Origin of the sequence: Micromonospora sp. LA-10, from assembly GCF_051853095.1 — a bacterium.
Taxonomy (GTDB): domain Bacteria; phylum Actinomycetota; class Actinomycetes; order Mycobacteriales; family Micromonosporaceae; genus Micromonospora; species Micromonospora echinospora_A.
Genome location: NZ_CP195710.1, coordinates 1,877,984 through 1,900,259, shown reverse-complemented (window position 1 = coordinate 1,900,259; position 22,276 = coordinate 1,877,984). Strand labels below are relative to the sequence as shown.

Below are 22,276 nucleotides of genomic sequence, written 5' to 3'. Positions count from 1 at the left end.
ATTCTGGTGCCGCCGTCGTGGACGCCGGGCCGGGTTCTACAGGACCAGGTTGAGCAGCACGGTGAGCACCACCGAGGCGACGATCGAGAAGAGGATCATCAGCAGGCAGCCGAGCCCGCCCCCGGCGGGCCGGATCTCGGTGTTCCCGATACGCATGGCGTCAACTCCTCGTGGTGATGGTGAGCAGGTCGTGGACGGCGGCGGCGACCTGGGCGGGCGCGGTGGTGACCACGTTGTGCGCCGCGCCCGGCACCACGGCCGAGCGGGCGCCCGGCACCAGCCGGGCGACCTGGTCGCGCCAGGTGGCCGGGGCGACCGGGTCGCGGGCGCCGGTCAGCACCAGCGTCGGCGCGGTGATCCGGACCAGGTCCTCCTCGACCGCGTTGCGGACCGAGTGGGACAGCGTCGCGAACACCCGCCACGGCCGGGCGTCGGCCACGTCGCGCAGCAGGATCGGCGCCTGCCACGGCGACTCCCGCAGCGTGTCCACCAGCCAGCGGCCGACCAGGCCGCGCCGGGACCGGGCGGCCGGGTCGCAGGTCGGACCGGCCAGCACCAGGGCCCGGACCAGGCCGGGGTGGCGGGCGGCGAGCGCCGCGGCCACCTCCGCGCCGAAGGAGTGGCCGAGCAGACAGACCGGACCCAACCGGTACGCGTCGAGCCAGTCGGCCAGGAACGCCGCGTGCCCCTCCACGTCGTACGCGGCGCCGGGGCGCCCGGTCAGCCCGAAGCCGGGCAGGTCCGGCACGTACACCGGATGGCGTGACGCCAGCGCGACCGCCAGCGGGGTGAGGTAGCGGTGCGACACGGCCAGGCCGTGCACCAGCACCACCGGCGGCGCGTCGGCGTCCGGGCCGGCGGCCCGGCGGGTGTGCGCCGGCAGTCCGCCGACCGGCCGGAACTCGCTGATCAGCCCGGCGGCGGGCCGGGGCGCGGCGAACGCCAGCCGCAGCTCGGCCCGGCTGAAGCGCCCCGGCGGGGAGGACGGGACTGTCACAGCTCCCGCAGCCGCGGCAGCAGCTCCTCCTGGGCCCAGTCGAGGAACATCGGCTGGTTGTCGCCGCCGACCTGGATCAGCGCGACGTGGGTGAAGCCCGCGTCGACGAACTTCTTGAACGCCTCGACGTGCCGCTCGGTGTCGGGGCCGCAGGAGACGCCCTCGGCCACGTCCTCCTCGCGGACGAACTGGGTGGCGGCGGCGAACGAGTCCGGGCCGGGCAGGTCGGCGTTGACCTTCCAGCCGAGGCCGAACCAGCGGAACTGGTCGTGCACGATCTTGCGGCACTCGTCCTCGTCCGGGCCGTAGCAGATGGCCACCTGCCCGTAGCGGGGGCGGCCCGCGCCACCGGCCTCCTCGTACATGTCGATCAGGTGCGACAGCGGGTCGGTGGCGATCATCGCGTCGGCGTACTCGGCGGCCAGCGTGGCGGACTGCCGGCCGGACGCGGCCACCGCCATCGGCACCGGCCGGTCCGGGCGGTCCCAGACGTACGCGTCCGGCACGTCGAAGTGGTTGCCGGAGAACGTCAGCGTCTCGCCGTTGAGCAGCGGCCGGATGATCTGCAGCGCCTCCTCGAACATCTCGTGCCGCTGCTGCACGTGCGGCCATCCGCCCACCACGTGCTCGTTGAGGTTCTCCCCGGCGCCCAGGCCCAGCGTGAACCGCCCGTCCGAGAGCACCCCGATGGTGCTGGCCTTCTGCGCCACCACCGCCGGGTGGTAGCGCCGGATCGGGCAGGTCACGAACGACATCAGCTCGGCCCGGCTGGTGGCGTGGGCGACCGCGCCGAGCACCGACCAGGCGTACGGGGAGTGGCCCTGGGAGTCCAGCCAGGGGTAGTAGTGGTCGGACATGACCAGGTGGTCGAAGCCGGCGGCCTCGGCGCGTACGGCGTGGTCGACCAGTTCCTTCGGGCCGGCCTGCTCGCACATCAGGGTGTAGCCGACGTTGACCATGGCACATCTCCTTCCCGGGCGGATCGTCCCCGGATACCCCGCCCGGCGCGGGTCAACCCTGCTGTCCGCTTCTCCGGGCTGCCGCAGCCGATCCCCTTAACCGGTTCAGTGAACGCGGTCAGTCACGTGCCACCACCTCCAGGACTGTTTCGCTTAACCGGTTGCCTTCCGCGATCCATCGCCCTACGCTGATGCCTGCGTCCGTTCGGGAACCGGGCGGCGACTACCGGGCTCAGTCGCCACCACCTCGTCACCGTCACCGCACCCCCCCGCTCGGGCACGGGGGAGATCTTCCCCTGAGGACAGCCATGAAGAAACTGCTCTCCGTCGCGGGCGCCGCCCTGCTGACGGCCCTCGCCGCCGTCTTCGCCCTCGCGCAGCCGGCCCAAGCCGCCACCGGGTTCTCCGTCTCCAACGGGCGGCTCTACGACGCCAACGGCTCCGAGTTCGTCATGCGCGGGGTCAACCACGCGCACACCTGGTATCCGCAGCAGACCAGCTCGTTCGCCAACATCAAGGCGCTCGGCGCGAACACCGTCCGCGTGGTGCTGGCCAGCGGCGACCGCTGGACGAAGAACAGCGCCGCCGACGTGGCCAACGTGATCTCGCTGTGCAAGGCCAACCGCCTGATCTGCGTGCTGGAGGTGCACGACACCACCGGGTACGGCGAGGAGGGCGCCGCCGCCACGCTGGCCAAGGCCACCGACTACTGGCTGAGCATCGCCGACGTGCTCAAGGGCCAGGAGAAGTACGTCATCGTCAACATCGGCAACGAGCCGTTCGGCAACCAGGGCTACAGCGCCTGGACCACCGACACGTCGAACGCGATCAAGCGGCTGCGCGCCGCCGGCCTGACCCACACGATCATGGTGGACGCGCCGAACTGGGGCCAGGACTGGTCGTTCACCATGCGCGACAACGCCGGCACCGTGTTCGCCGCCGACCCGCAGCGCAACACCGTCTTCTCCATCCACATGTACGGCGTGTTCGACACCGCCGCCGAGATCAGCGACTACCTGGGCCGGTTCCGGACCTCCGGGCTGCCCATCGTGGTCGGCGAGTTCGGCTTCAACCACTCCGACGGCAACCCGGACGAGGACGCCATCATGGCGTACGCCCAGGCCAACGGCATCGGCTACCTCGGCTGGTCGTGGAGCGGCAACGGCGGCGGCGTGGAGTACCTGGACATGACCACCTCGTTCAACCCGGCCCAGCTCACCAGCTGGGGGCAGCGCATCTTCAACGGCGCGAACGGCATCGCCGCCACCTCCCGTGAGGCGTCGGTGTACGCCGGCAGCACCCCGACCGCCAGCCCCACGGTCAGCCCCACCGTCAGCCCGACGACCAGCCCGACCGTGAGCCCGACCCCGCCGCCGCCCACCACGCCCCCGCCGTCCGGCGGCTGCACCGCCACCTACACCGTCTCGAACTCGTGGCAGGGCGGCTTCCAGATCGACGTCAAGGTGACCGCCGGAACCGCCGCGATCAACGGCTGGACGGTGCGCTGGACGTACGCCAACGGCCAGTCCGTCACCCAGGCGTGGAACGCGAGCGTCAGCAACAGCGGGTCGGCGTACACCGCCCGCAACGTCGACTACAACGGCCGCCTCGGCGCCGGCGCCAGCACCAGCTTCGGCTTCATCGGCAGCTGGCAGGGCACGAACTCCACCCCCACGGTGACCTGCACCGCGAGCTGACCAGCGGTGGCCGGGCCCGCGCGGGCCCGGCCACCGCCCACGCGCTCGGCGCGGCCCTGTTCGCCGCAGCGGCGGCGGATCGATGTTTGAGCGGCCTTCCGCCGAGGGCTAGTTTTGGCCCACCGGATCCGCAACCGGCGCAAGATCCCCACCTGTAGCCCAGGAGGGTCTTGCCATGCACGGATCCATTCCCGACGCGCACGCCGACCGCGCGCCGCTGCATCTGATCACCGCCGTCGCTCCCCGCAAGGACGCCGGCAACAGTCCCACCGGCATCGTCGGACGGTGCCTGGCCGCCGCCTCCTCGACGCCGGTGACCGGGTACGGGTACTGGCGGAACCCGGTCAGACCGACGGCTGGCCCGACGACGCGGACCTTGTCGAAGGCTCGATCACCCGGCCCCTGGACCATGCCGCGGTCTTCGCCGGCGTCGGGACGGTCTTCCTCGCCGGAGCCGTGGCCGACACGACGCCGGACGTCGTGCGGCTGGCCCGCGACGCCGGGACCACCAAGGTGGTGGTGCTGTCCTCGCACGGCACCGAGTACGAGCCGGACTACCCACCCGAGACCTGGTTCTGGCTGGCCATCGAGCAGACGGTCGAGCGATCGGGCCTGCGCTGGACGCACATCCGCCCGTCCGCGGTGATGGGCGCGGCGATCGAGGGCACCTACCCCGCCACCGGGTCGGACTGGCCGGAGACGATCCGCGGCGAGCGCACCGTACGGGAGGCGCTCCTCGAAAGCGGCCAGTACCCGTTCATCCACGAGGACGACCTCGCCGCCGTGGCCGCCGTCGCGATGCGGACCGACGATCACGTGGGCGCCGTGCTGGAGGCGGTCGGGCCGCCGATCAGCACCCGGTCCCGCGTGGCGAGCATCGCCCGGGCCGTCGGGTGCGAGATCACCGGCGTCGAGGTGTCCCCCGAGGACAGCCGGACGATCTGGCGACGGCACGGCTGGACCGACAGCGGCATCGACGTGACCCTGTACGCCCTGCGCGAGTACCACCTGCGGCTCGACGAGCTGACCGCGTGGACCTACGCCCAGCGCCCCAGCGTCGCGGATCTCATCGGCCGCCCGCCGCGCAGCTTCGACGACTGGGCGGCCGAGCACGCCCACCTGTTCCGCTAGGCCGCGACGACCTCCAGCAGGAGGGCCTGTTCGGGGTGCAGAGCCGGCAGTTGCAGGCCCACCGAACCCAGCACCGAACCGCTCACCGTGACGCCGTCGCCCGGCCAGGCCAGCCAGCCCGGTGGGGACAGCTCCAGCATCGCCGGCTCCGGCGCGCCGGCGGGCGGTCGGACCCGGTAGCGCCGGGCCGGGTCCAGCCCGGGCAGCCGCACCGCGCCCGGCACCTGCGCCGCGGACGTGGCAACGCGGCTGATCGCGTACACCGCGTGGGAGCTGTCGTGGGCGACCACGCCGTGGGCCTGCACGGCCGGGTCCGGGTGGTCGACCCGGACCACCCGGCCGCCGTGCAGCAGCGGGCGCAGCCGCTTGTGCAACGCCACCCAGGCGGTGAGTTCGGCCCGCTCGGTGGCGTCGATCGCGGTGATGTCCCACTCGATGCCGTGGTGGCCGAACAGCGCGGTGACCGCCCGGAAGCCCAGGTCGTGCACGCGGCGCGTGGTGTGCGAGCGTTCCGGCCCGATGTGCGTGCCGATCAGCTCCGGCGGCAGCAGCAGGCCGGTCCAGCGCTGGATGGACAGCCGTTCCAGCGCGTCGTTGCAGTCGCTGGCCCAGACCCGGTCGGTGCGGCGCAGGATCTCCAGGTCGACCCGGGCGCCGCCGGAGGAGCAGCTCTCGATCTCGACGCACGGGTGCCGGGCGCGCAGCTCGTCCAGCAGCCGGTAGACGGCGAGGGTCTGCGCGTGCACACCCGGGCGTCCGGCGTGCCCGGCCTCGGTGAGGTCGCGGTTGTGGTCCCACTTCAGGTACGCGATCCCGTCGTGCTCGCTCAGCACCGCGTCGAGCCGGCCGAGCAGGTACGCGTACGCGTCCGGGTTGGCCAGGTCGAGCACCTGCTGGTGCCGCCACGGCGGCGGCAGCCGGCCCGGCGCCTGGAGCACCCAGTCCGGCTGGGCGCGGAACAGGTCGGAGTCGGGGTTGACCATCTCCGGCTCCACCCAGAGCCCGAACTGCATGCCGTGCCCGGTTACGTGGTCGATCAGCGGCTGCAACCCGTCCGGCCAGACCTCGCCGTCGACCCACCAGTCACCGAGCCCGGCCTGGTCGTGCCGCCGGCCCCGGAACCAGCCGTCGTCGAGCACGAAGCGTTCCACACCGACCTCGGCGGCCGCGTCGGCGAGCGCCCGCAGCCGGTCCAGGTCGTGGTCGAAGTAGACCGCCTCCCACACGTTCAGCGTCACCGGCCGCGGCGTGCGCGGGTGCGACGGGCGGGCCCGCAGGTGCGTGTGCAGCGCGTCGCTGAGCCCGTCCAGCCCGTCGGCGGAGTGCGCCGCGTAGAGCAGGGGAGTGGCGTACTCCTCGCCCGGCCCGAGCACGACCTCGCCGGGCGCCAGCAGCTCACCGCCGCCCAGCGTGGACTCACCGGTGGGGCGGCGCTCGGCTGCGGTGACGTGGTCGCCGCTCCACGCGGTGTGCACCGCCCACACCTCGCCGTGCCGGAACCCGAACCCGGCGGTGCCGGCGACCAGCAGCAACGTGGCGTCGTGCCCGGTGCGGCCGTGCCGCCCCTCGCGGACCCAGGCGCCCATCGGCCACGGGTGCCGCTGCGGCGCGCGTTCCCGGCACCACCGTCCGGTCAGGTCGAGCAGTTCGGTGGCGACAGCGGGCACCGGCAGCACCGGCGTCAGCTCGCGCAGCTCGTAGCGGCCGTCGCCGTCGTTGCGCAGCCGGTGCCGCAGCGTGAGCACGCCCGCGGCGTCCAGCGTCAGCTCGACGGTCAGGCTCAGCCCGGCGTCCGCGTCCGCCGCCCGCACCACCACCCGCCCTGGGGTAAGGAAGGGCCCCTTGTTAACGCCTGGTGCAGGTAAAGGGTCCCCTCCTAACAGGTCGGGCGCCGCGGCGGCGAGGGCGTCGTGCACGTCGAGGTCGGTGAGGCGGAACGCCGTGGACCAGTCTCGGCCGTCGCGGTGACCGGCGAGGCCGGGCCGCCCGCTCCACCCGGCACTGGCCTCGGGCAGCAGCGACAGCACAGTGGGCGCGTCGAAGCTGCTCGGCACCACCGGCGGCACCGTGGCGTCGACGAGCGCGGGCAGGTCCCCGTCGGGCAGCGGGCCGAGGTCGGCGCCCCAGTGCACGACCCGGGGCAGCCCCGGGCCGCGTGCGTCGAGCACCAGGCTGGTCCGCGCGCGGCGCAGGTGGACGATCGTCATCCCTTGGAGGCTCCCAGCGTCAGGCCCCGGACGAACTGCTTCTGGAGCAGGAAGAAGATCACCAGGGTGGGGATCGCGACCAGCACCGAACCGGCCGAGACCAGGTTGTTGTCGGTGAAGAACTCGCCGCGCAGGTTGTTCAGCGAGCTGGTGACCGGGAACTTGTCGCCGGTACGCATGAGCACTGTGGCCCAGAAGAACTCGTTGTAGATCCAGGTGACCTCCAGCGTCGCGAGCGCGGCGAGCGCCGGGCGGCACAGCGGCATCGTCACCTGCCAGTACTGCCGCCACACGTTCGCCCCGTCGACCATCGCGGCCTCGTACAGCTCGTGCGGCAGCGCCTTCATGTAGTTGCTGAGCACGAACACGCAGAAGCCGCACTGGAACGCGACGTTGACCAGGATCAGTCCCCAGTAGCTGTCGTAGAGCAGCTCCGAGTCGCTCATCCAGGCCGGCAGCGGGATCTCGGTGAACATCCGGAACAGCGGGATGAGCAGCGCCTGCTGCGGCAGCAGGTTCGCGGCGGTGAACAGGCCGAGCAGGGCGATGTTGAACTTCCAGCTGAACCGGGCGATCACGAACGCCACGCACGAGGCGAGGAAGAGCGTGAGCAGCACCGCCGGGACGGTGATGTAGGCCGAGTTGAGGAAGTGCTTGCCGAACTCGGCGGTACGCCACGCGGTGACGTAGTTGTCGACAGTCCAGCCGCCGAGCGACACGTAGCCGTTGGCTGCGGTGTACTCGTAGGAGCGGAACGAGGTGAGCACCGCCCACAGGATCGGGAACAGCCAGCCCACTGCGACCGTACCCAGGAAGAGGTGCAGGACGACCCGGGCGGGCCGCACGGGGCGGCGGCGGCCGGTGGAGACTGCGGCGGTCATCGCTTGCCCTCCCGCATCACGGTCCAGAGGTAGATGGTGATGAAGACGAGCGAGACGGCCAGCATGATCGTCGCCAGCGCGGAGCCGAAGCCGATCCGGCTGGCCTCGCCGACCACGTTCTGGGTGACCAGCGCGGAGATCAGTTCCAGCCCGTTGCGGCCCTTGTTGATGACCCAGACCAGGTCGAACGCGCGCAGCGACTCGATCACCGTCACCACCAGCACGATGATGTTGATCGGGCGCATCACCGGGAAGACGACCCGGAAGAACGTGCTGGTCTCCGAGGAGCCGTCCACCGCGGCGGCCTCCCGCAGCGACGGGTCGACGCCCTTGAGGCCGGCCAGGTAGAGCAGCATGATGTAGCCGACGTGCCGCCAGCCGGCCGCCACCAGTACGGCCCAGATGTTGACGTTCGGGTCCCCGTACCAGTCGGTCTCGCCGCCGAACACGCCGTTGAGCAGCCCCTGGTCGCGGCTGTAGATGAGCTGCCAGACGAAGCCGATGAGCGCCAGCGACAGCACCACCGGCAGGTAGAGCGCGGTCTGGTAGAAGCGGCTGCCGCGAATCTCCTTGTCGAGCAGCACGGCGAGGAACATGCCGAACGGGGTGGCCACCACGAACAGCGCGGCCAGCCAGAGCAGGTTGTTCTGCACCGCGGGGACGAACGGCGGGTAGATGTTCACCACGTCGTCGTAGTTCTTGGCGCCGACCCACTCGATCTCGGAGATCGGGCCGATGCCGTCCCAGTTCGTGCCGGAGAGCAGCACCGTCGCCACCGCGGGCAGCCAGACCAGGCCGGCGACGAGCAGCAGGGGTACCAGCACCATGAGCGTGATGACCACGCGGTCGGTGCGGGACAGGAGCCGTAGCCGGCGACCGCGACCACCGTTCGTGGTGGTCGCGGCCGGCGGCGGCACGGCGCGATCCGCTTGGATCAGGGGCAGGTCGGACATGATGTCCTTCCCCCTTCCGCCGTCAGCTGGTGAAGATCGACTTCTTCTGGTTCTCGATGCTGGTGAGCAGCCCGCTGATGTCCTTCGGGTCCTTGATGAACTGCTGCAACGCCGGGATCATCACGGTGGAGGCGAAGTCCGGCCGGGTGTCGCGGTCGAGGAACTGGGCGATCTCGGTGGCGGAGCCGACCAGTTCGGCGGCCTTCTTCTGCAGCGCGGTGTAGGCGCCGGTGTTCGCGCCGCTGTTGGCGACCAGCGTGCTCGGGTCGTTCTTGACCGTGATGTCCGCGGCCTCCTTGGAGCCCAGGTACGTCAGCAGCTTCTCCGCCGCGTCCTTGGACTTCGGCTTGCGGGCCATCATGTAGCCGTCGATCGGGGCGTCCAGAGCCTTCGCGCCGATCGTGGAGTCGACCTCGGGGAACGTGAAGAAGTCCAGGTCCTCCAGGTCGGCGCCGCTGAACTGCTGGCCGACGAACAGGCCGAGCAGGTACATGCCGCTCTTCTTCTGCTGCAGCGACTGGGCGGCCTCCTGCCAGGTGCGGCCGAGCGAGTCCGGCTGGTGCAGGGGGAGCAGCCCGGCCCAGGTGTCGAAGACCTTCTTCACCTTGTCGGAGGTCCACGCCTCCTTGCCGGCCATCAGGTCGATGTGGAACTGGTAGCCGTTGATCCGCAGGTTGAGGATGTCGAACGTGCCCATCGCCGGCCAGCCGTCCTTGTCGGCGAAGGCGATCGGGTTCAAGCCGTCCTTCTTCATCTGCGCGCCGAGCGTGTTCAGGTCGTCCAGCGTCTTCGGCACCTCGTAGCCGCGCTGCTGCCACACGGACTTGCGGTAGAAGACCGCCCACGGGTAGTACGACGCGGGCACGAAGTACTGCTTGCCGTCGTCGCCCGTGGACGCTTTTTTGAACGCGTCGGAGTAGCCGTCGAGCTTGCCCCACACGTCGCTGAGGTCGCCGGCCAGGCCCTTCGAGGCGAAGAAGCGCATCCGGTACCCGGCGAACCAGGTGAACACGTCGTCCGGCTTGCCCTGCAGGTAGTTGTTGATGTTCTCCTGGAAGGTGTTGTGGTCGACCGTGTTGATGTTGACGGTCACCCCGGAGGACGTCTTGAAGCCGTCCATCACCTTCGCGACGACGTCCTTGGGCTTCGGGTCGGACTGGTTGGAGCCGAGCGAGACGCTCTTGGCGTCACCGCCCGATCCGGAGTCGGAGTCGCCGCAGCCGGCAAGCAGCCCGGTGCCGAGCAGCGCTCCCGCGCCGGCCGCGCCGGCGAGCAGCGAGCGCCGGTTCAGGCCGGCGACGGACGGGGGTACGAGCCGGGCGAGGTATTCGGCTTGTGAGCGGGGACGGGACATGGTGCCTCCTGCGTGGAAGAGGTGCGCTGCGCTCATGGACCGTGATCGTTGGCGGTGAGCGGTGTTCGTGTCGGCCGCGGCAGATCCACCGAGAATCCACACGTCCGAACAAAAACAGCCGGTGGCGCTTGAAGCTACCCCTTGGCGCGGCGCTGTCAAGAGGGCAAAAAGGCGGCGACGTTGCCGGTAAGGCAGGGCAAAGGGCCGGTAAACGTTGGAACTTCAGTCGATGTTGGAAAGTGTTGACTTGGGTCCTGTTCGGGGGCAACCTCTGCTGTCATGCGGAACTGGCACGGCGAGGGCATCTGGTACGGCGCCGACTACAACCCGGAGCAGTGGCCCGAGCAGACGTGGGCCGAGGACGTCGAACTCATGCGACGAGCCGGGGTCAACCTGGTCTCGGTCGGCATCTTCTCCTGGGCGCTGCTGGAGCCCACCCCCGGCCGGTACGTCTTCGACTGGCTGGACCGGGCGATCGACCTGCTGCACGACGGCGGCATCAGCGTCGACCTGGCCACCGCCACCGCCAGCCCGCCACCGTGGCTGGCGCACCGGCACCCGGAGACACTGCCCCGCCGCGCCGACGGCACTGTGCTCTGGCCCGGCGGCCGGCAGGCGTACTGCCCCAGCTCGCCGGTGTTCCGCGACCACTCGCTCGCCCTGGTCGAGGCGGTCGCCCGGCGGTACGCGCGGCACCCCGCCGTCGTGCTCTGGCACGTCTCCAACGAACTCGGCTGCCACAACGTGCACTGCTACTGCGACGTCAGCGCCGAGGCGTTCCGCGGCTGGCTGCGCGAGCGCTACGGCGACCTGGACTCGCTCAACGCCGCCTGGGGCACCGCGTTCTGGAGCCAGCGCTACCACGACTGGGCCGAGATCAACCCGCCGCGTACCGCGCCGACGTTCGCCAATCCGACGCAGCAGCTGGACTTCCTGCGGTTCTCCTCCGACGAGCAGCGCGCCCAACTGCGCGCCGAGCGGGAACTGCTGAACCGGCTCGTCCCGCAGCCGGTCACCACGAACTTCATGATCGGCACCGGCATCAAGTACCTGGACTACCACTCCTGGGCGTCCGACGTGGACGTGGTCGCCAACGACCACTACCTCACCGCCGCCGACCCGCAGCCGCAGGTCAACCTCGCGCTGTCCGCCGACCACACCCGGGGCGTCGCGGGCGGCGCGCCGTGGCTGCTGATGGAGCACTCCACCAGCGCGGTCAACTGGCAGCCCCGCAACGTGGCGAAGACGCCGGGCCAGATGCGCCGCAACAGCCTCGCCCACGTCGCGCGCGGCGCCGACGGGGTGCTGTTCTTCCAGTGGCGGGCCTCCCGGGCCGGCGCGGAGAAGTTCCACTCCGCGCTGGTCCCGCACGCCGGCGCGGACACCAAGGTGTTCCGCGAGGTCTGCCGGCTCGGCGCCGACCTGCGCGCGCTGGCGGAGGTACGCGGCAGCCGCGTCGACGCCGACGTGGCGATCCTGTTCGACTACGAGGCGTGGTGGGGCGTCGAGCTGGACTCCCACCCGAGCGTCGACGTCACCTACACCGACCGGTTGTCCGCGCTGCACGGCGCGCTCTGGCGGGCCGGGGTCACCGCCGACGTGGTGCACCCCTCGGCCGACCTGTCCCGCTACCGGCTCGTCGTGGTGCCCACGCTCTACCTCACCCGCGACGCCGACGCCGACGCGCTGCGCCGGTTCGTGGAGGCCGGCGGCACAGCCCTGGTCACCTACTTCAGCGGCATCGTCGACGAGCACGACCACATCCGGCTCGGCGGCTACCCCGGCGCGTACCGCGACCTGCTCGGCGTACGCGTCGAGGAGTTCTTCCCGCTGCGGGCCGGCGAGACGGTACGCCTCGACGACGGCGCCCGCGCCGACGTGTGGACCGAGTGGCTGCACGCCGAGGGCGCCGAGGTGCTCGCCGCGTACGCCGACGGGCCGCTGCCCGGCGTGCCGGCGGTGACCCGCAACGCCGTCGGCGCGGGCGCCGCCTGGTACGTCGGCACCCGGCTCGACGACGACGCCACCGACCGCCTGGTGGCCCGGCTGCTCGCCGAGACCGGCGTCCGGCCGCCGGTGGGCGCGCCGGCCGGGGTGGAGGTGGTCCGCCGCCGCTCGGCGGACCGGAGCTGGCTGTTCGTCATCAACCACACCACCGAGCCGGCCCGGCTACCGGCCACCGGCGTCGAGCTGCTCGGCGGCGCCCGCTGCGACGGCGAGCTGGAGGTGCCGGCGGGGGAGGTGGCGGTGGTCCGCGAGGAGCCCGCGCCGGCGCCCGCGACCGCCTGACCGGAACCCCGCCGTGCGCGCCGAGGAGGTCCCCATGCTCGCCCAGCAACGGCAGAGCGCCATCCTGGAGTTGATCCGCCAGCGCGGCGGCGTCCGGGTCAGTCACCTGGTCAGCCGCTTCGGGGTGTCCGACATGACGATCCGCCGCGACCTGGAGGTGCTCGCCGACCGCGGCCTGATCGACAAGGTGCACGGCGGCGCGACGCTGGCCGGGCCCGGCTCCACCGAGGAGCCCGGCTTCGCCGCCAAGTCGGTCCGGCAGCAGGCCGAGAAACGGGCCATCGTGGAGCGGGCCGCCGGCCTGGTCGAGCCGGGGATGGCGGTCGCGCTGTCCGCCGGCACCACCACCGCCGCGCTGGCCGCCCGGCTGGCCGAGGTACGCGGCCTCACGGTGGTCACCAACTCGATCCCGGTCGCCGACGCGCTCTACCAGAACCCCCGCACCGACCAGACAGTCGTGCTGACCGGCGGTATCCGTACCCCGTCGGACGCGCTGACCGGCCCGGTCGCCGAGGCGGCGATCGCCGCGCTCAACGTCGACCTGCTCTTCCTCGGCGTGCACGGGATGAGCCCGCGTACCGGGTTCACCACGCCGAACCTGCTGGAGGCGGCGGTGAACCGGCGGCTCATCGGCGCCGCCCGGCGCCTGGTGGTGCTGGCCGACCACACCAAGTGGGAGACGATCGGCATCGCCACCATCGCCCCGCTGGAGGAGGCCGACGTGCTCATCACCGACTCCGGCCTGCTGCCGGAGGCCCGCCGGCAACTCGGTGAGCAGGTGGGCGAGCTGGTGGTGGTCCGGGCGGACTGACGGCCGGTCCGAGTGTCACTAAACCGACTGAGCGTCGGCGGAATGATCAATAGCGGACTCGTTCGAGGTCGGCCGGCTACGGAGCACCCCGGCGAGCAGATAGATCGAGAGGCCGGTGGCGAGGAGTCCCACCACCCAGACCGTGCCAAGGCCGACGGCGACTCCCGCATGCCGGTGGGTGAACGTCGGCCACAGCGTCCACCCCAGGGCCAGTACGCCGGCGCCCGGAAAGCAGATCAGCAGCGGAATGAACCAGTCCAGGACCCGGGCCGGCCGACGATTCGCCTGTGACCAGGCTGCCCAGCCGAGTCCGCCGGGAACCCGTGGCGCGAGTTCCTCATTGATGTACCTCGTCGTCCAGCGCATCGCCGTCCGCTGCCCCACATATCTCCCGCAGAGCAGGTATGAGCTCAGCGGCACGATCAGCAGCACCGGAAGCAGGCCCGGGCTCGACAGGGCGAAAGCGACGATTGCGCTCGTCAGCGTCAACTGAAGGGCCAGGATCTGTTGTTGGAACTTCGCCCGCGAATCAATCTCCGCGCGAAGCGACTGGTACTCGGCCAACGCTCCCTGGACGTCAGAATCGGTCACGCTTTGTCCTCTCGCCCGTAGTGACCGCCGTACGGTCACTACGCACCGTTCACCAACTGGTCACCGCTTCGATTCATCCCGGTAGTGTGGCGGAAAGTCTCCACGCGGGCGATCGAGCGGAGATGAGGCATGATTCTCCTCAACTTTGGCACGCGCCTCAATGCCCGATCCTGGGCGAACGCGCTGAACGTGCACGCCGATTTTCTCGCCGAGGCCACTCTCTCACCGGGCAAGTTCGCAGGTCAGCGCATTGTCGTAGATCTCTCAGAAGTCGGTTTTGCCGATTTCGTGAGCCTGGGCCATCTCCTCATCTTCCTGCGGGCCGCAACCAATGCGGGCGCACAGTTCTCGGTGGTACCGCCCCATCCCGGCGCGCTGGCGCACGAGTCCTCCGGTGATGCCGCGGCCGGCTTGCGGAGGCTTGCCCGACGCAACTGTCAGCTGTACCTCGAACAGACCGGATTCCAGGCCGCCTTCACCGAATTGCGGGGACGGGTCGATTTCGATTCCTCGCGTGATGCCCGGCTCCTCCCCATCCCCGACAGCTCGCGGACCTCGGAGGGGGACGAACTCGGGCAACTGCCGAAACGGCGCCGGCGTATCCTGCCTTACCGCTGGGTGGCAGTAGAAGACGCCCGCGGTCTGACCGAGTCGGATGCGGCATCGCGCTGGGTGGGCGACCTCAAGGACCTGGGCCTGTCCGAGGAACAAGCGGCGGCTTTCGGCACCGGAATCATCGCCGAACTGCTGGAGAATGCGGCCGAGCATTCCGAGTTGATGGCCGACGGCCTGGATCAGCCGCAGATCCTCCTGGGTGGGGTGATCGTGCCTCCGGAGACCTACCAGGACCGTAGCGGGGACCTCGACGAGAGCCTGGGGGACCTGGTGACCACGGCTGCCACCGTTCCCAGCCCACTCGTGCGACTGGTCGTCGCGGACGCCGGCGTCGGCATGACCGGTGAACTCGTGGTCGGGTCCGATCCTGGTCCGGCGACCGTCCAGCGGGCCATCCTGACCACGTTGGACCGCCGGCAGCCGACGCGCACACCGAACGGGTCGATCGACCACCATGCCCGGGGGCTGTGGAAGGTCGCCCGTCTCGCCCGCGGCTACCAGGGCGGCCTGCTGATCGCGTCGGGCGGTCAGGTGGTCACCCGGACGTTCGGAAGCCGGCCGAGCCACCAGGACTCGGCGCGGAGTCAGGCCGCGGCCATCGCCGGCACCCTCGTCGAATGCGCCGTGCTGCTGCACCCGGACGACCGCCGGCTCGGCGCGGAGGAGGTGGCGACCCCGCCCCGAACCACCGGTCGCGAGGACGGCCGTCCCGACCTGCACTGCGTCATCGCGTCGCTGCGCCGTCGCCGTGGGCTCACCGGCGCCGACCTGAGCCGCGTGCGCCGGGAGTTGAGCCGTCGACCCACCGCGACCAGCGGACTGGTCATCGCGGTCACCACCCCGGACGGCGACGTGCGGCCCGACGACGTCGACATCGGCGCCGCGATCACCCAGGTCCTGACGGTGGCGAACACCCAGGACGACCTCGGCATGGTGGTCCTCGCCTTCCCCGGCGTCAACCGGCAGATGATGTCCGTCGCCGTGGAGTTCCTCAACGCCGGCTGCGGGCCCCGGCCGGTCGACGTCCCGTCCGACCGGCGGTCACCGATCCTGGTGCTCGGCCCGGACAACCGGCACTTCTGGGTGGGCGGCAGCGCGACCGGCCGGCAGATCCTCCGCCGCCTCTCCGGCGCGCAGCGGCCCGTGCACCTGCACGACCTGGCGGACAGCGGCAGCCCGGCCGACGTGCTGCCCGCGATCCGCGAGCTGCAGAACCGGACCGGAGCCCTGCACGCCGAGCACGACGTGCTCCGCCTGCGGATCAAGCCGCAGGACGCGATGAGCGCCCTGGCGAACTATGTCGGCCAGGAGCTGCGGACCGCCATCCAGGACGCCACGACCGACGGCGTGGTCCAAGGCGTCTTCCTGACCCCGAACCTCAGGGTGACCAACCGCTGGTGCGACCTCGGGCGTGTCCTCGCAGGGCTGGATCTCGGCGGCCTGGCGGGCTACGCGCTCGCCGCCCTGATGGAGGACCGCATCGGTCGCTTCGACCGGAAGTCGGCGCCGCTCGTGGTCCGGGTCGGTGACGCGCCGCACGCGATGGTCGCGGCGTTCGCCCGCTCGTTCACCGGCCACGACCGATACCTCAACTCGCTGGAGGACGTACGGCTGGAGCGAGCCCGCCGAGGCACGGAGGGCCCGCCCCGGGTCTTGCTGATAACCGACCTCGCGTCCAGCCGCCGGACCCTCAAGCACGCGCTGCTGGACGTCGTCGACCGCGACATGGTGCCCGTCGCCGCCGCTGTCGCTGTCGACACCGGCGCGCACGAGGACCCGGGGGAGCCGGGCGAGGTGCTGTTCCTCAACCGACGGATGCCGATGATCAGCCTGGCGCAGGTGGACATGAGGGTGGCGGATCCGCCTCCGCGCACACCGGACCCGATCGATCCGGTGCTGCGCCGGCCCACCACCGGTCACCGCGTCATGCCCAGGGCGCTGGTCGACCAGGACACGTACGTCTCCGCCATGGAGCGGGCGAACGCCGCCCGGCTCGGTCACATCGAACGTCCGGCCGAGCGGCACTACACGGCGTACGTGGACCCCACCCGCCTGTTCCGGCAACGCGACTGGGCCGAGATGGTGACCAGACACGTCACCCGGAGGGTCAAGGAGATGGACCGGGTGGCCTTCGGTAGCGCCGCCGCCCACGCGCCGGTGTGCGTTCTCTATCCGGAGGGTACGGTCGACGACCTGCCGCAGGTCGCGGAGATTGTCGCCGCCGCGCTGACCCGGGCGGGCGTTCCGGTGGTGGCGATGCTGGGCGTTCCCCGGGCCCCGCTCGGCGAGCGGTGGTGGTATCCGGGCGCGGTCAAGCTTCCCGCCGGGGCGCGGCATGCGGTGATCATCGACGCCGGCGCGGGCAGCACCCGCACGATCGGTCACCTGCAGCGCATCGCCACGAGCGGCGGAATCGCGGCGGTCAGCGGATTCCTGCTGCTCAACGGTCTTCCGCACGACGACGCGCTGGTGCTGCACCAGCCCAGCACCATCTCCCGCGCGCGAGGCGGATCCCGGCGGGAGGGAGTTCCGGTCGCCCTGCACTACGTCGCCCGGACGGCGATGAGCGGTCTGGGGCGGTGGTCGTGCGACATCTGCTCGTTGCGCCGGACCTACGACGAGCTCGCCATGCTGGTGCCGATTCCGGTCCGGCTGGAAGCGCACCGGAACTGGCTGCTGGGGCTGCTGGAGCCGCGTTCCAAGCGGGCCGCCTTCGAGGAACAGGCCACCGACCTCTTCGGCGCCCACGTAGGCCCCAGGGACTGCACCGAGTACCTGCGCTGGCGATTCGAGCTGCGCGAGGCGAACGTGGACACCCTCCAGCGTCGTGCGGTCACCGTCAAGCTGGAGGCCGCCCGCGAGGAGACGGTGGTCAGGGATGCGCTGATCCGTCTCCTGGTCGCCGAGGCCCACTGGCTGGGTTCGGCGCCGCTGTGGTTCCCGGAGTGCCGAGACACCATCGCCGAGCTGGCGCTTTCGCTGCTGACCAGCGACTCCGCGCGGTCGGACGACGCGATGCTGCGGGTGCAGGCGGTGATCCTCCTGGCCAAGGTCTCGGTGATCACGTTCGCCGATCAGCTCAGCCGGATCCTGCACGACAACCGGTACGACGAGCCCGTCGTCCTGCAGGTGATGCTCGAGGCGCTTCGCCTCGTGGCCGCCGTTCGGTCGCCGAACCGGTACTCCCGGGATCTGGTGATCAATCCGATCGTGCAGCGACTCGTACGGCTGGAGGACGAACTGCGCGGGTACGGCTCGGACCGCGCCGAGGGGCCGTCCGTGCTGACACCCAACCTGGTGCGCTATGTCCTCTCACACGGGCAGCGCACGGTCGCCCCCGAGCCGGCCGACCCGCAGACCGCCTGGGCCGCGCTGCGGGGCAACCGGCGTTCGGTGGCCGACCACGACTACGAGAACGCGATGTGGCGCGTCATCCAGAACGTCACGCTGGTCGGCCGGGGACGCCTGCCCGAGGACCTCGACGGCATCCGGGAGGACTGGGCGGTCTGCAGCAACTTCCTCAATCTCGACGTGCTGCCGAACATCTACCTCCTGCGCAACGCGCTGTCGACCCGTGACACCGCGGCGGGCCTGAGCAGGGACGACGCGGACCGCTTCGCGGAGGTGGTAAACACCGCGCTCGGGCGCAGCGCGGTGGACGAGACCACAGTGCAGCTGGACGCCCTGGTGGACCGGGCGAGGGCCAGTGTCGGACGGGCGCCGCACGACGTCGACCAACTGCTCCGCGACCTGCAGTGGTGGCACGACTTCTTTCTTCCGGCCACCGGCGCCGGCATCCATCAGGTGGTCGACCGGTGTCCGACCGACCTCGTGCGGGTCCTGCGCAGCACCTTCCCCGACCACGAGGTCCTGCTTCCGGACGGCGAACCGCTCCTCCAGGTCTTCTGCACCCGGCGGCTCGTCAAGGACGTGTTCACGCACATCCACATGAACGCCGCCAAGGTGCACCGGGTCGGAGGCGGCGAACAGCGTATCGAGGTCGCCGTCGAGATCCGGGACCCCGGGTTCGTGACCGTGTCGGTCCGGAACGACGACAGCCGGCCGTCGCGTCGCGGCGGAGGGCGCGGCCTGAGCGCCCTCCGGGACGAACTCGCCGCCTTCGGCGGGCGGATCCAACCGGTCGGTCCCCCGGCGGAGTGGGCAACATTTTGTGTCGAGGTCACGTTCGAGCGGTGGAGGCTGTCGGCATGACGCTGGAGATCCGAGGGCTGCTGGTCGACGACGAAGCCGGCAACACGCCCGTCATCCGCGACTCCATGAACCTGGAGTTCGAGGAAATCGGGATGAAGGTCAGCTGGACAGTCGCCTCGGACGCGACCTCCGCGCGGAAGACGATCCGGGACGAGCCCGCGTTCGAGTTCGCCATCGTCGACTACGGCCTGGGGGAGGGCCAGCAGAACGGCATCGCTGTGGTGGAGGCGCTGCGGGCGCGGGGCGCGGACACCTACGTCCTCGTCATAACCGGTCTCGGAAACCACTATCCGAACTTCCGGGAGGAGGCGATCAGAGCCGGCGCGGACGAGGCGGTCATCCGGTCCATCCTCAACATGGGCCGCCAGGGCGGCATGACCTTCCGCGACCTGGCGAACAAGGTTCGTCTGCACGTGGCCCGCAAGCGCGACTTCGAAGGGCTGACGGTCACCTTCACCGACGACGATCTTGCGCTGGAATCGACCCTGCACCAGGTCGGCAGCCCGAATCCGCCGGGGGCGGACTCGGTGGCCATCGGCAAGGACATCGTGCGCAGCCTGGCCCTGGACTGCCTCGCCCCCGACTACCGGCCCGGCGCGACCGCGCTCGCCGTCGGCTACCTGGCGCCGGGGCGGTCCGGCGCGTACGTGTGCCGGGTCGATCATCAGGAAGGGCGGTCCACCACCTCGTACGTCCTGAAGATCGGACTCGACCGGCGCGCGCTGGAGTTCGAGCTGGCGGCCAACAAGAAGGCGTTGCATCTGCTCGGCGCCGGTGACCTCGTCGGCTTCTCCGGTCAGATCCGCAGCCACCAGGAGTCCGGCTATCACGCCATCGCCGCGCGGCTGGCGACCGGCGCGCAGACCCTGGCCGACTGGCTGGACGATGCCACCCCGGAAGAGGCGGAACACGTCGCCCGCATCCTCTTCGGATCTCAGCTGATCAAGTTATTCGCCCCCGGGCAGCGAGAGACGAGACCGTTCGACGGATGGCTCGCTGCGACGCCGGTCCTGCGCCTGCGGGTGCTCGACACGCTGTCCCTGTACGGCGACATGCTGGCGATGGTGCGGGCGGAGGCGGGCGAGGCGCCCGGCGAACCGGCGGCCTGCGACGTCCTCACCACCTTCGTCAACAAGGGCGTCCTGCCCGGCGGGCTGCGCCCCGAAGGGACCACGACGTACATCGACGCCTTCGGCGACCTGCACTCCACGAACGTCCTCGTGTATCCCGCCCCGGACAACCGGCCCGTGCTGGTGGACGCCTCCATGTACGGGCCGCACCACTGGGCCACCGATGCGGCCCGGCTGGTGGTGGATCTCGTCCTTTCCGTACGGCGGGCGGGGGTGGCCTCGCTGGACTGGGCGGACACGACCGAAGTGTCGGCATACATTGCCGGCCTGTGCCGGACCGCCAGGTCCGGGCGACAGGTCCCGCCGGCCGATTCGGTCGACGCCTTCATCGGTCACGTGGTCGACAACCTGCCGACGTACGTCAACGTCGAGAAGCTGCAGATGACCAGCGAACAGTGGCACTGGCAGTGGCACGCCGCGTTGGCCAAGGAGCTGATCCGCCAGGGCACCCGGGCCGGACTGCCCGCTCCGCGTGCGGCGGCGGCGCTGAGCGCCGCAGTGCGGCAACTGACCTTCGCGGCGGACGCCTTCACCCGGATCGACTACGCCGGCCGGACCGCTGCCCTGCCGCCGCCTGCCTGCGCGGCGGCCGAGCCCGATGTCAGCGGCCCTTCGGTGCCCCGACCGAGAGCAGCCGGGTCCGGGGTCGAGCCGGGAGCGGACGCACCACCCCTACAGCCCTGACCTGGCGCGCCTCACAGCCAGTTCTCAGTCGCGCCATTTAGGGTGCCCTGACGAAGCGTCCGACGGTCCATGTCGGAGTGCCGTTCAGCGGGAGTGACCGATGGTCTTCAAGAAGATGTTGAGCGCGTTCGGCGTGGGTGGCCCGAGCGTCGACACGGTGCTCACCAACCCGAACACCCGGCCCGGACTGACTCTGGATGGTCACGTCAACCTGGTCGGCGGCGACAGCCCGGCGCGGATCGAGCAGATCAACCTCGGCCTGGTCACCCGCGTCGAGATCGAGAGCGGCGACCACGAGTACGCGGGCGTCATGGAGTTCCACCGGCTGCCCGTCAGCGGCGCGTTCGAGCTGGCGCCGAAGCAGCAGCTGTCGATCCCGTTCCAGATGCCGGTGCCGTGGGAGACTCCGATCACCGACGTGTACGGCCAGCGGCTGCACGGCATGACCATGGGGCTGCGTACGGAACTCGCTGTGGCCCGCGCGGTCGACAAGTCCGACCTGGACCAGGTGTCGGTGCACCCGCTGCCGGTCCACGAGCGCATCCTGGAGGCGTTCCAGGCGCTCGGGTTCCGGTTCAAGCACGCCGACCTGGAGCGGGGCCACATCTACGGCGTGCCGCAGACGCTGCCGTTCTACCAGGAGATCGAGTTCTTCGCCGCGCCGCAGTACGCGCAGACGGTCACCGAGGTCGAGCTGACGTTCGTGACCAGCCAGCAGGGCGTCGAGGTGATCCTGGAGTGCGACAAGCGGGGCGGCTTCCTCAGCCCCGGGCACGACGTCTTCGGACGGTACTCGATCCCGCACACCGACGCCGCCCGCACCGACTGGGTGCAGGTCGTCGACGGCTGGCTGCGGGAGACCACCGGTCGTTACGGCAGCATGCGCGCCCAGGGCTTCGGCACGCCGCACGGCGGCCACGGCTACCCGGGCCACCACGGCTACGCCGGCCACGGGCGACGCGGCCCGGGTATGGGCGGCGTGGTCGCGGGCGCCGCGCTGGGCGTCGCCGGCGGCATGATCGCCGGGGAGATGCTCGACGACGCGTTCGACGGCGGCGGCGACGACTTCGGGGACTTCGGCGGGGAGTGAGCACACGCGACGACGCCCCCGGGACGGATCCCGGGGGCGTCGCCGTTCGCGTGGCGCGGCGCGCGTCAGCGCCGGCCTCGACGCTCCTCGCCGGAGCGGCGCGCGCTGCCCGCCTTTGACAGGCCACGGCTGACCAGGTACGCGCCGGTCAGCGCGGTCAGGTACCACCAGGCCTGGTTCGGGTTGTTGATGTTCAGGCCGTTGGCGGTGGTGCCCTTCCAGAACGCGGCGATCGCGACCACCGCGACAGCGGCGGCGTACACCCAGAACTCGGTGGTCAGGAACGCCTGCTTCGTCTCCGTGCCCGGGGACGGCATGGGCTCTCGGTGACCGTTGTGCATCGACGCCATCTGCTGGGTCGACGCGTCCTGCATGTTCGACCGGTTCTGCACGTCGGACATCGGCCGGTTGGCCGGCCTGGTGGATGCAGCCTGCGTGCTCATCTGGTCCTCCTCAGGATTTGATGAGTCGTACCTGCATACCCTCGCCCCGCTACCGCAGGTCGGCCACGGCACGGTTCGCGCTCTGTGGCGGGGGCACCCTGGGTCTACCCCGGGCCGGAGACAAGGTAACCGCCGGTCGCCGTCGAATGGCCGCCACGCTCCCCGATCCAGACACCCGGTACATACCGGTCCCGGCGGCGCTGGTTCCGGTTTCAGCCACCCGCCCTCGGGC

16 protein-coding genes are annotated in these 22,276 nt (G+C 70.9%); 7 read left to right on the top strand and 9 right to left on the bottom strand.

Annotation, left to right across the window (positions count from 1 at the left end):
• Nucleotides 1-160: 160 nt before the first annotated feature.
• Complete coding sequence (locus tag ACSDG8_RS08825; protein ID WP_210898270.1) at nucleotides 161-997, bottom strand: alpha/beta fold hydrolase; 837 nt, start codon at nucleotides 995-997, stop codon at nucleotides 161-163.
• Nucleotides 994-1,956 (bottom strand): TIGR03557 family F420-dependent LLM class oxidoreductase, encoded by a 963-nt coding sequence (locus ACSDG8_RS08820; RefSeq protein WP_210898268.1) that lies wholly within the window; start codon nucleotides 1,954-1,956, stop codon nucleotides 994-996. The genes ACSDG8_RS08825 and ACSDG8_RS08820 overlap by 4 nt, the downstream gene beginning before the upstream one ends.
• Nucleotides 1,957-2,264: 308 nt before the next feature.
• Between ACSDG8_RS08820 and ACSDG8_RS08815 the strand changes: the two genes are divergently transcribed.
• Complete coding sequence (locus tag ACSDG8_RS08815; RefSeq protein ID WP_210898265.1) at nucleotides 2,265-3,653, top strand: cellulase family glycosylhydrolase; 1,389 nt, start codon at nucleotides 2,265-2,267, stop codon at nucleotides 3,651-3,653.
• Nucleotides 3,654-3,938: 285 nt separating this feature from the next.
• Nucleotides 3,939-4,784, top strand: a complete 846-nt coding sequence (locus ACSDG8_RS08810) for an SDR family oxidoreductase (protein ID WP_307856231.1) — start codon at nucleotides 3,939-3,941, stop codon at nucleotides 4,782-4,784.
• Here the strand turns inward: ACSDG8_RS08810 and ACSDG8_RS08805 are convergent.
• The 4 genes from ACSDG8_RS08805 to ACSDG8_RS08790 are packed head-to-tail and all read right to left on the bottom strand — an operon-like array spanning nucleotide 4,781 to nucleotide 10,179.
• The gene (locus ACSDG8_RS08805) at nucleotides 4,781-6,991 is read right to left on the bottom strand and encodes an alpha-galactosidase (protein WP_210942984.1); all 2,211 of its coding nucleotides are present in this window, start codon (nucleotides 6,989-6,991) and stop codon (nucleotides 4,781-4,783) included. The genes ACSDG8_RS08810 and ACSDG8_RS08805 overlap by 4 nt on opposite strands.
• Nucleotides 6,988-7,872, bottom strand: a complete 885-nt coding sequence (locus ACSDG8_RS08800) for a carbohydrate ABC transporter permease (protein ID WP_210898262.1) — start codon at nucleotides 7,870-7,872, stop codon at nucleotides 6,988-6,990. Before ACSDG8_RS08800 ends, ACSDG8_RS08805 begins: the two co-directional genes overlap by 4 nt.
• On the bottom strand, nucleotides 7,869-8,825 hold the full coding sequence (locus ACSDG8_RS08795) for a carbohydrate ABC transporter permease (protein WP_210898258.1): 957 nt from the start codon (nucleotides 8,823-8,825) through the stop codon (nucleotides 7,869-7,871). Before ACSDG8_RS08795 ends, ACSDG8_RS08800 begins: the two co-directional genes overlap by 4 nt.
• A gap of 22 nt (nucleotides 8,826-8,847) precedes the next feature.
• Nucleotides 8,848-10,179, bottom strand: a complete 1,332-nt coding sequence (locus ACSDG8_RS08790; RefSeq protein ID WP_210942983.1) for an ABC transporter substrate-binding protein — start codon at nucleotides 10,177-10,179, stop codon at nucleotides 8,848-8,850.
• 279 nt (nucleotides 10,180-10,458) lie between these two features.
• On the opposite strand from ACSDG8_RS08790, the gene ACSDG8_RS08785 reads away from it, so the two are divergent.
• Nucleotides 10,459-12,468, top strand: coding sequence for a beta-galactosidase (locus ACSDG8_RS08785; protein ID WP_439427790.1), 2,010 nt, complete (start codon nucleotides 10,459-10,461; stop codon nucleotides 12,466-12,468).
• Nucleotides 12,469-12,502: 34 nt separating this feature from the next.
• Complete coding sequence (locus tag ACSDG8_RS08780; RefSeq protein ID WP_210898253.1) at nucleotides 12,503-13,279, top strand: DeoR/GlpR family DNA-binding transcription regulator; 777 nt, start codon at nucleotides 12,503-12,505, stop codon at nucleotides 13,277-13,279.
• Nucleotides 13,280-13,297: 18 nt separating this feature from the next.
• On the opposite strand, the gene ACSDG8_RS08775 is transcribed toward ACSDG8_RS08780, so the two are convergent.
• Both ACSDG8_RS08775 and ACSDG8_RS08770 read right to left on the bottom strand, forming a co-directional pair.
• Nucleotides 13,298-13,870, bottom strand: coding sequence for a hypothetical protein (locus tag ACSDG8_RS08775; RefSeq protein ID WP_439427789.1), 573 nt, complete (start codon nucleotides 13,868-13,870; stop codon nucleotides 13,298-13,300).
• Nucleotides 13,871-14,134: 264 nt separating this feature from the next.
• On the bottom strand, nucleotides 14,135-14,449 hold the full coding sequence (locus tag ACSDG8_RS08770) for a hypothetical protein (protein WP_439427788.1): 315 nt from the start codon (nucleotides 14,447-14,449) through the stop codon (nucleotides 14,135-14,137).
• A gap of 39 nt (nucleotides 14,450-14,488) precedes the next feature.
• On the opposite strand from ACSDG8_RS08770, the gene ACSDG8_RS08765 reads away from it, so the two are divergent.
• The 3 genes from ACSDG8_RS08765 to ACSDG8_RS08755 all read left to right on the top strand — a co-directional run bounded on the left by ACSDG8_RS08765 (nucleotide 14,489) and on the right by ACSDG8_RS08755 (nucleotide 21,601).
• Nucleotides 14,489-18,697, top strand: coding sequence for a hypothetical protein (locus ACSDG8_RS08765; RefSeq protein ID WP_439427787.1), 4,209 nt, complete (start codon nucleotides 14,489-14,491; stop codon nucleotides 18,695-18,697).
• The gene (locus ACSDG8_RS08760; RefSeq protein WP_439427786.1) at nucleotides 18,694-20,511 is read left to right on the top strand and encodes a response regulator transcription factor; all 1,818 of its coding nucleotides are present in this window, start codon (nucleotides 18,694-18,696) and stop codon (nucleotides 20,509-20,511) included. Before ACSDG8_RS08765 ends, ACSDG8_RS08760 begins: the two co-directional genes overlap by 4 nt.
• 100 nt (nucleotides 20,512-20,611) lie before the next feature.
• Nucleotides 20,612-21,601: a sporulation protein gene (locus ACSDG8_RS08755; RefSeq protein WP_439427785.1), complete on the top strand. Its 990-nt coding sequence runs from the start codon at nucleotides 20,612-20,614 to the stop codon at nucleotides 21,599-21,601.
• 65 nt (nucleotides 21,602-21,666) lie between these two features.
• Here ACSDG8_RS08755 and ACSDG8_RS08750 read toward each other — a convergent pair whose 3' ends face one another.
• Nucleotides 21,667-22,044, bottom strand: a complete 378-nt coding sequence (locus ACSDG8_RS08750) for a hypothetical protein (RefSeq protein WP_439427784.1) — start codon at nucleotides 22,042-22,044, stop codon at nucleotides 21,667-21,669.
• Nucleotides 22,045-22,276 lie beyond the last annotated feature (232 nt).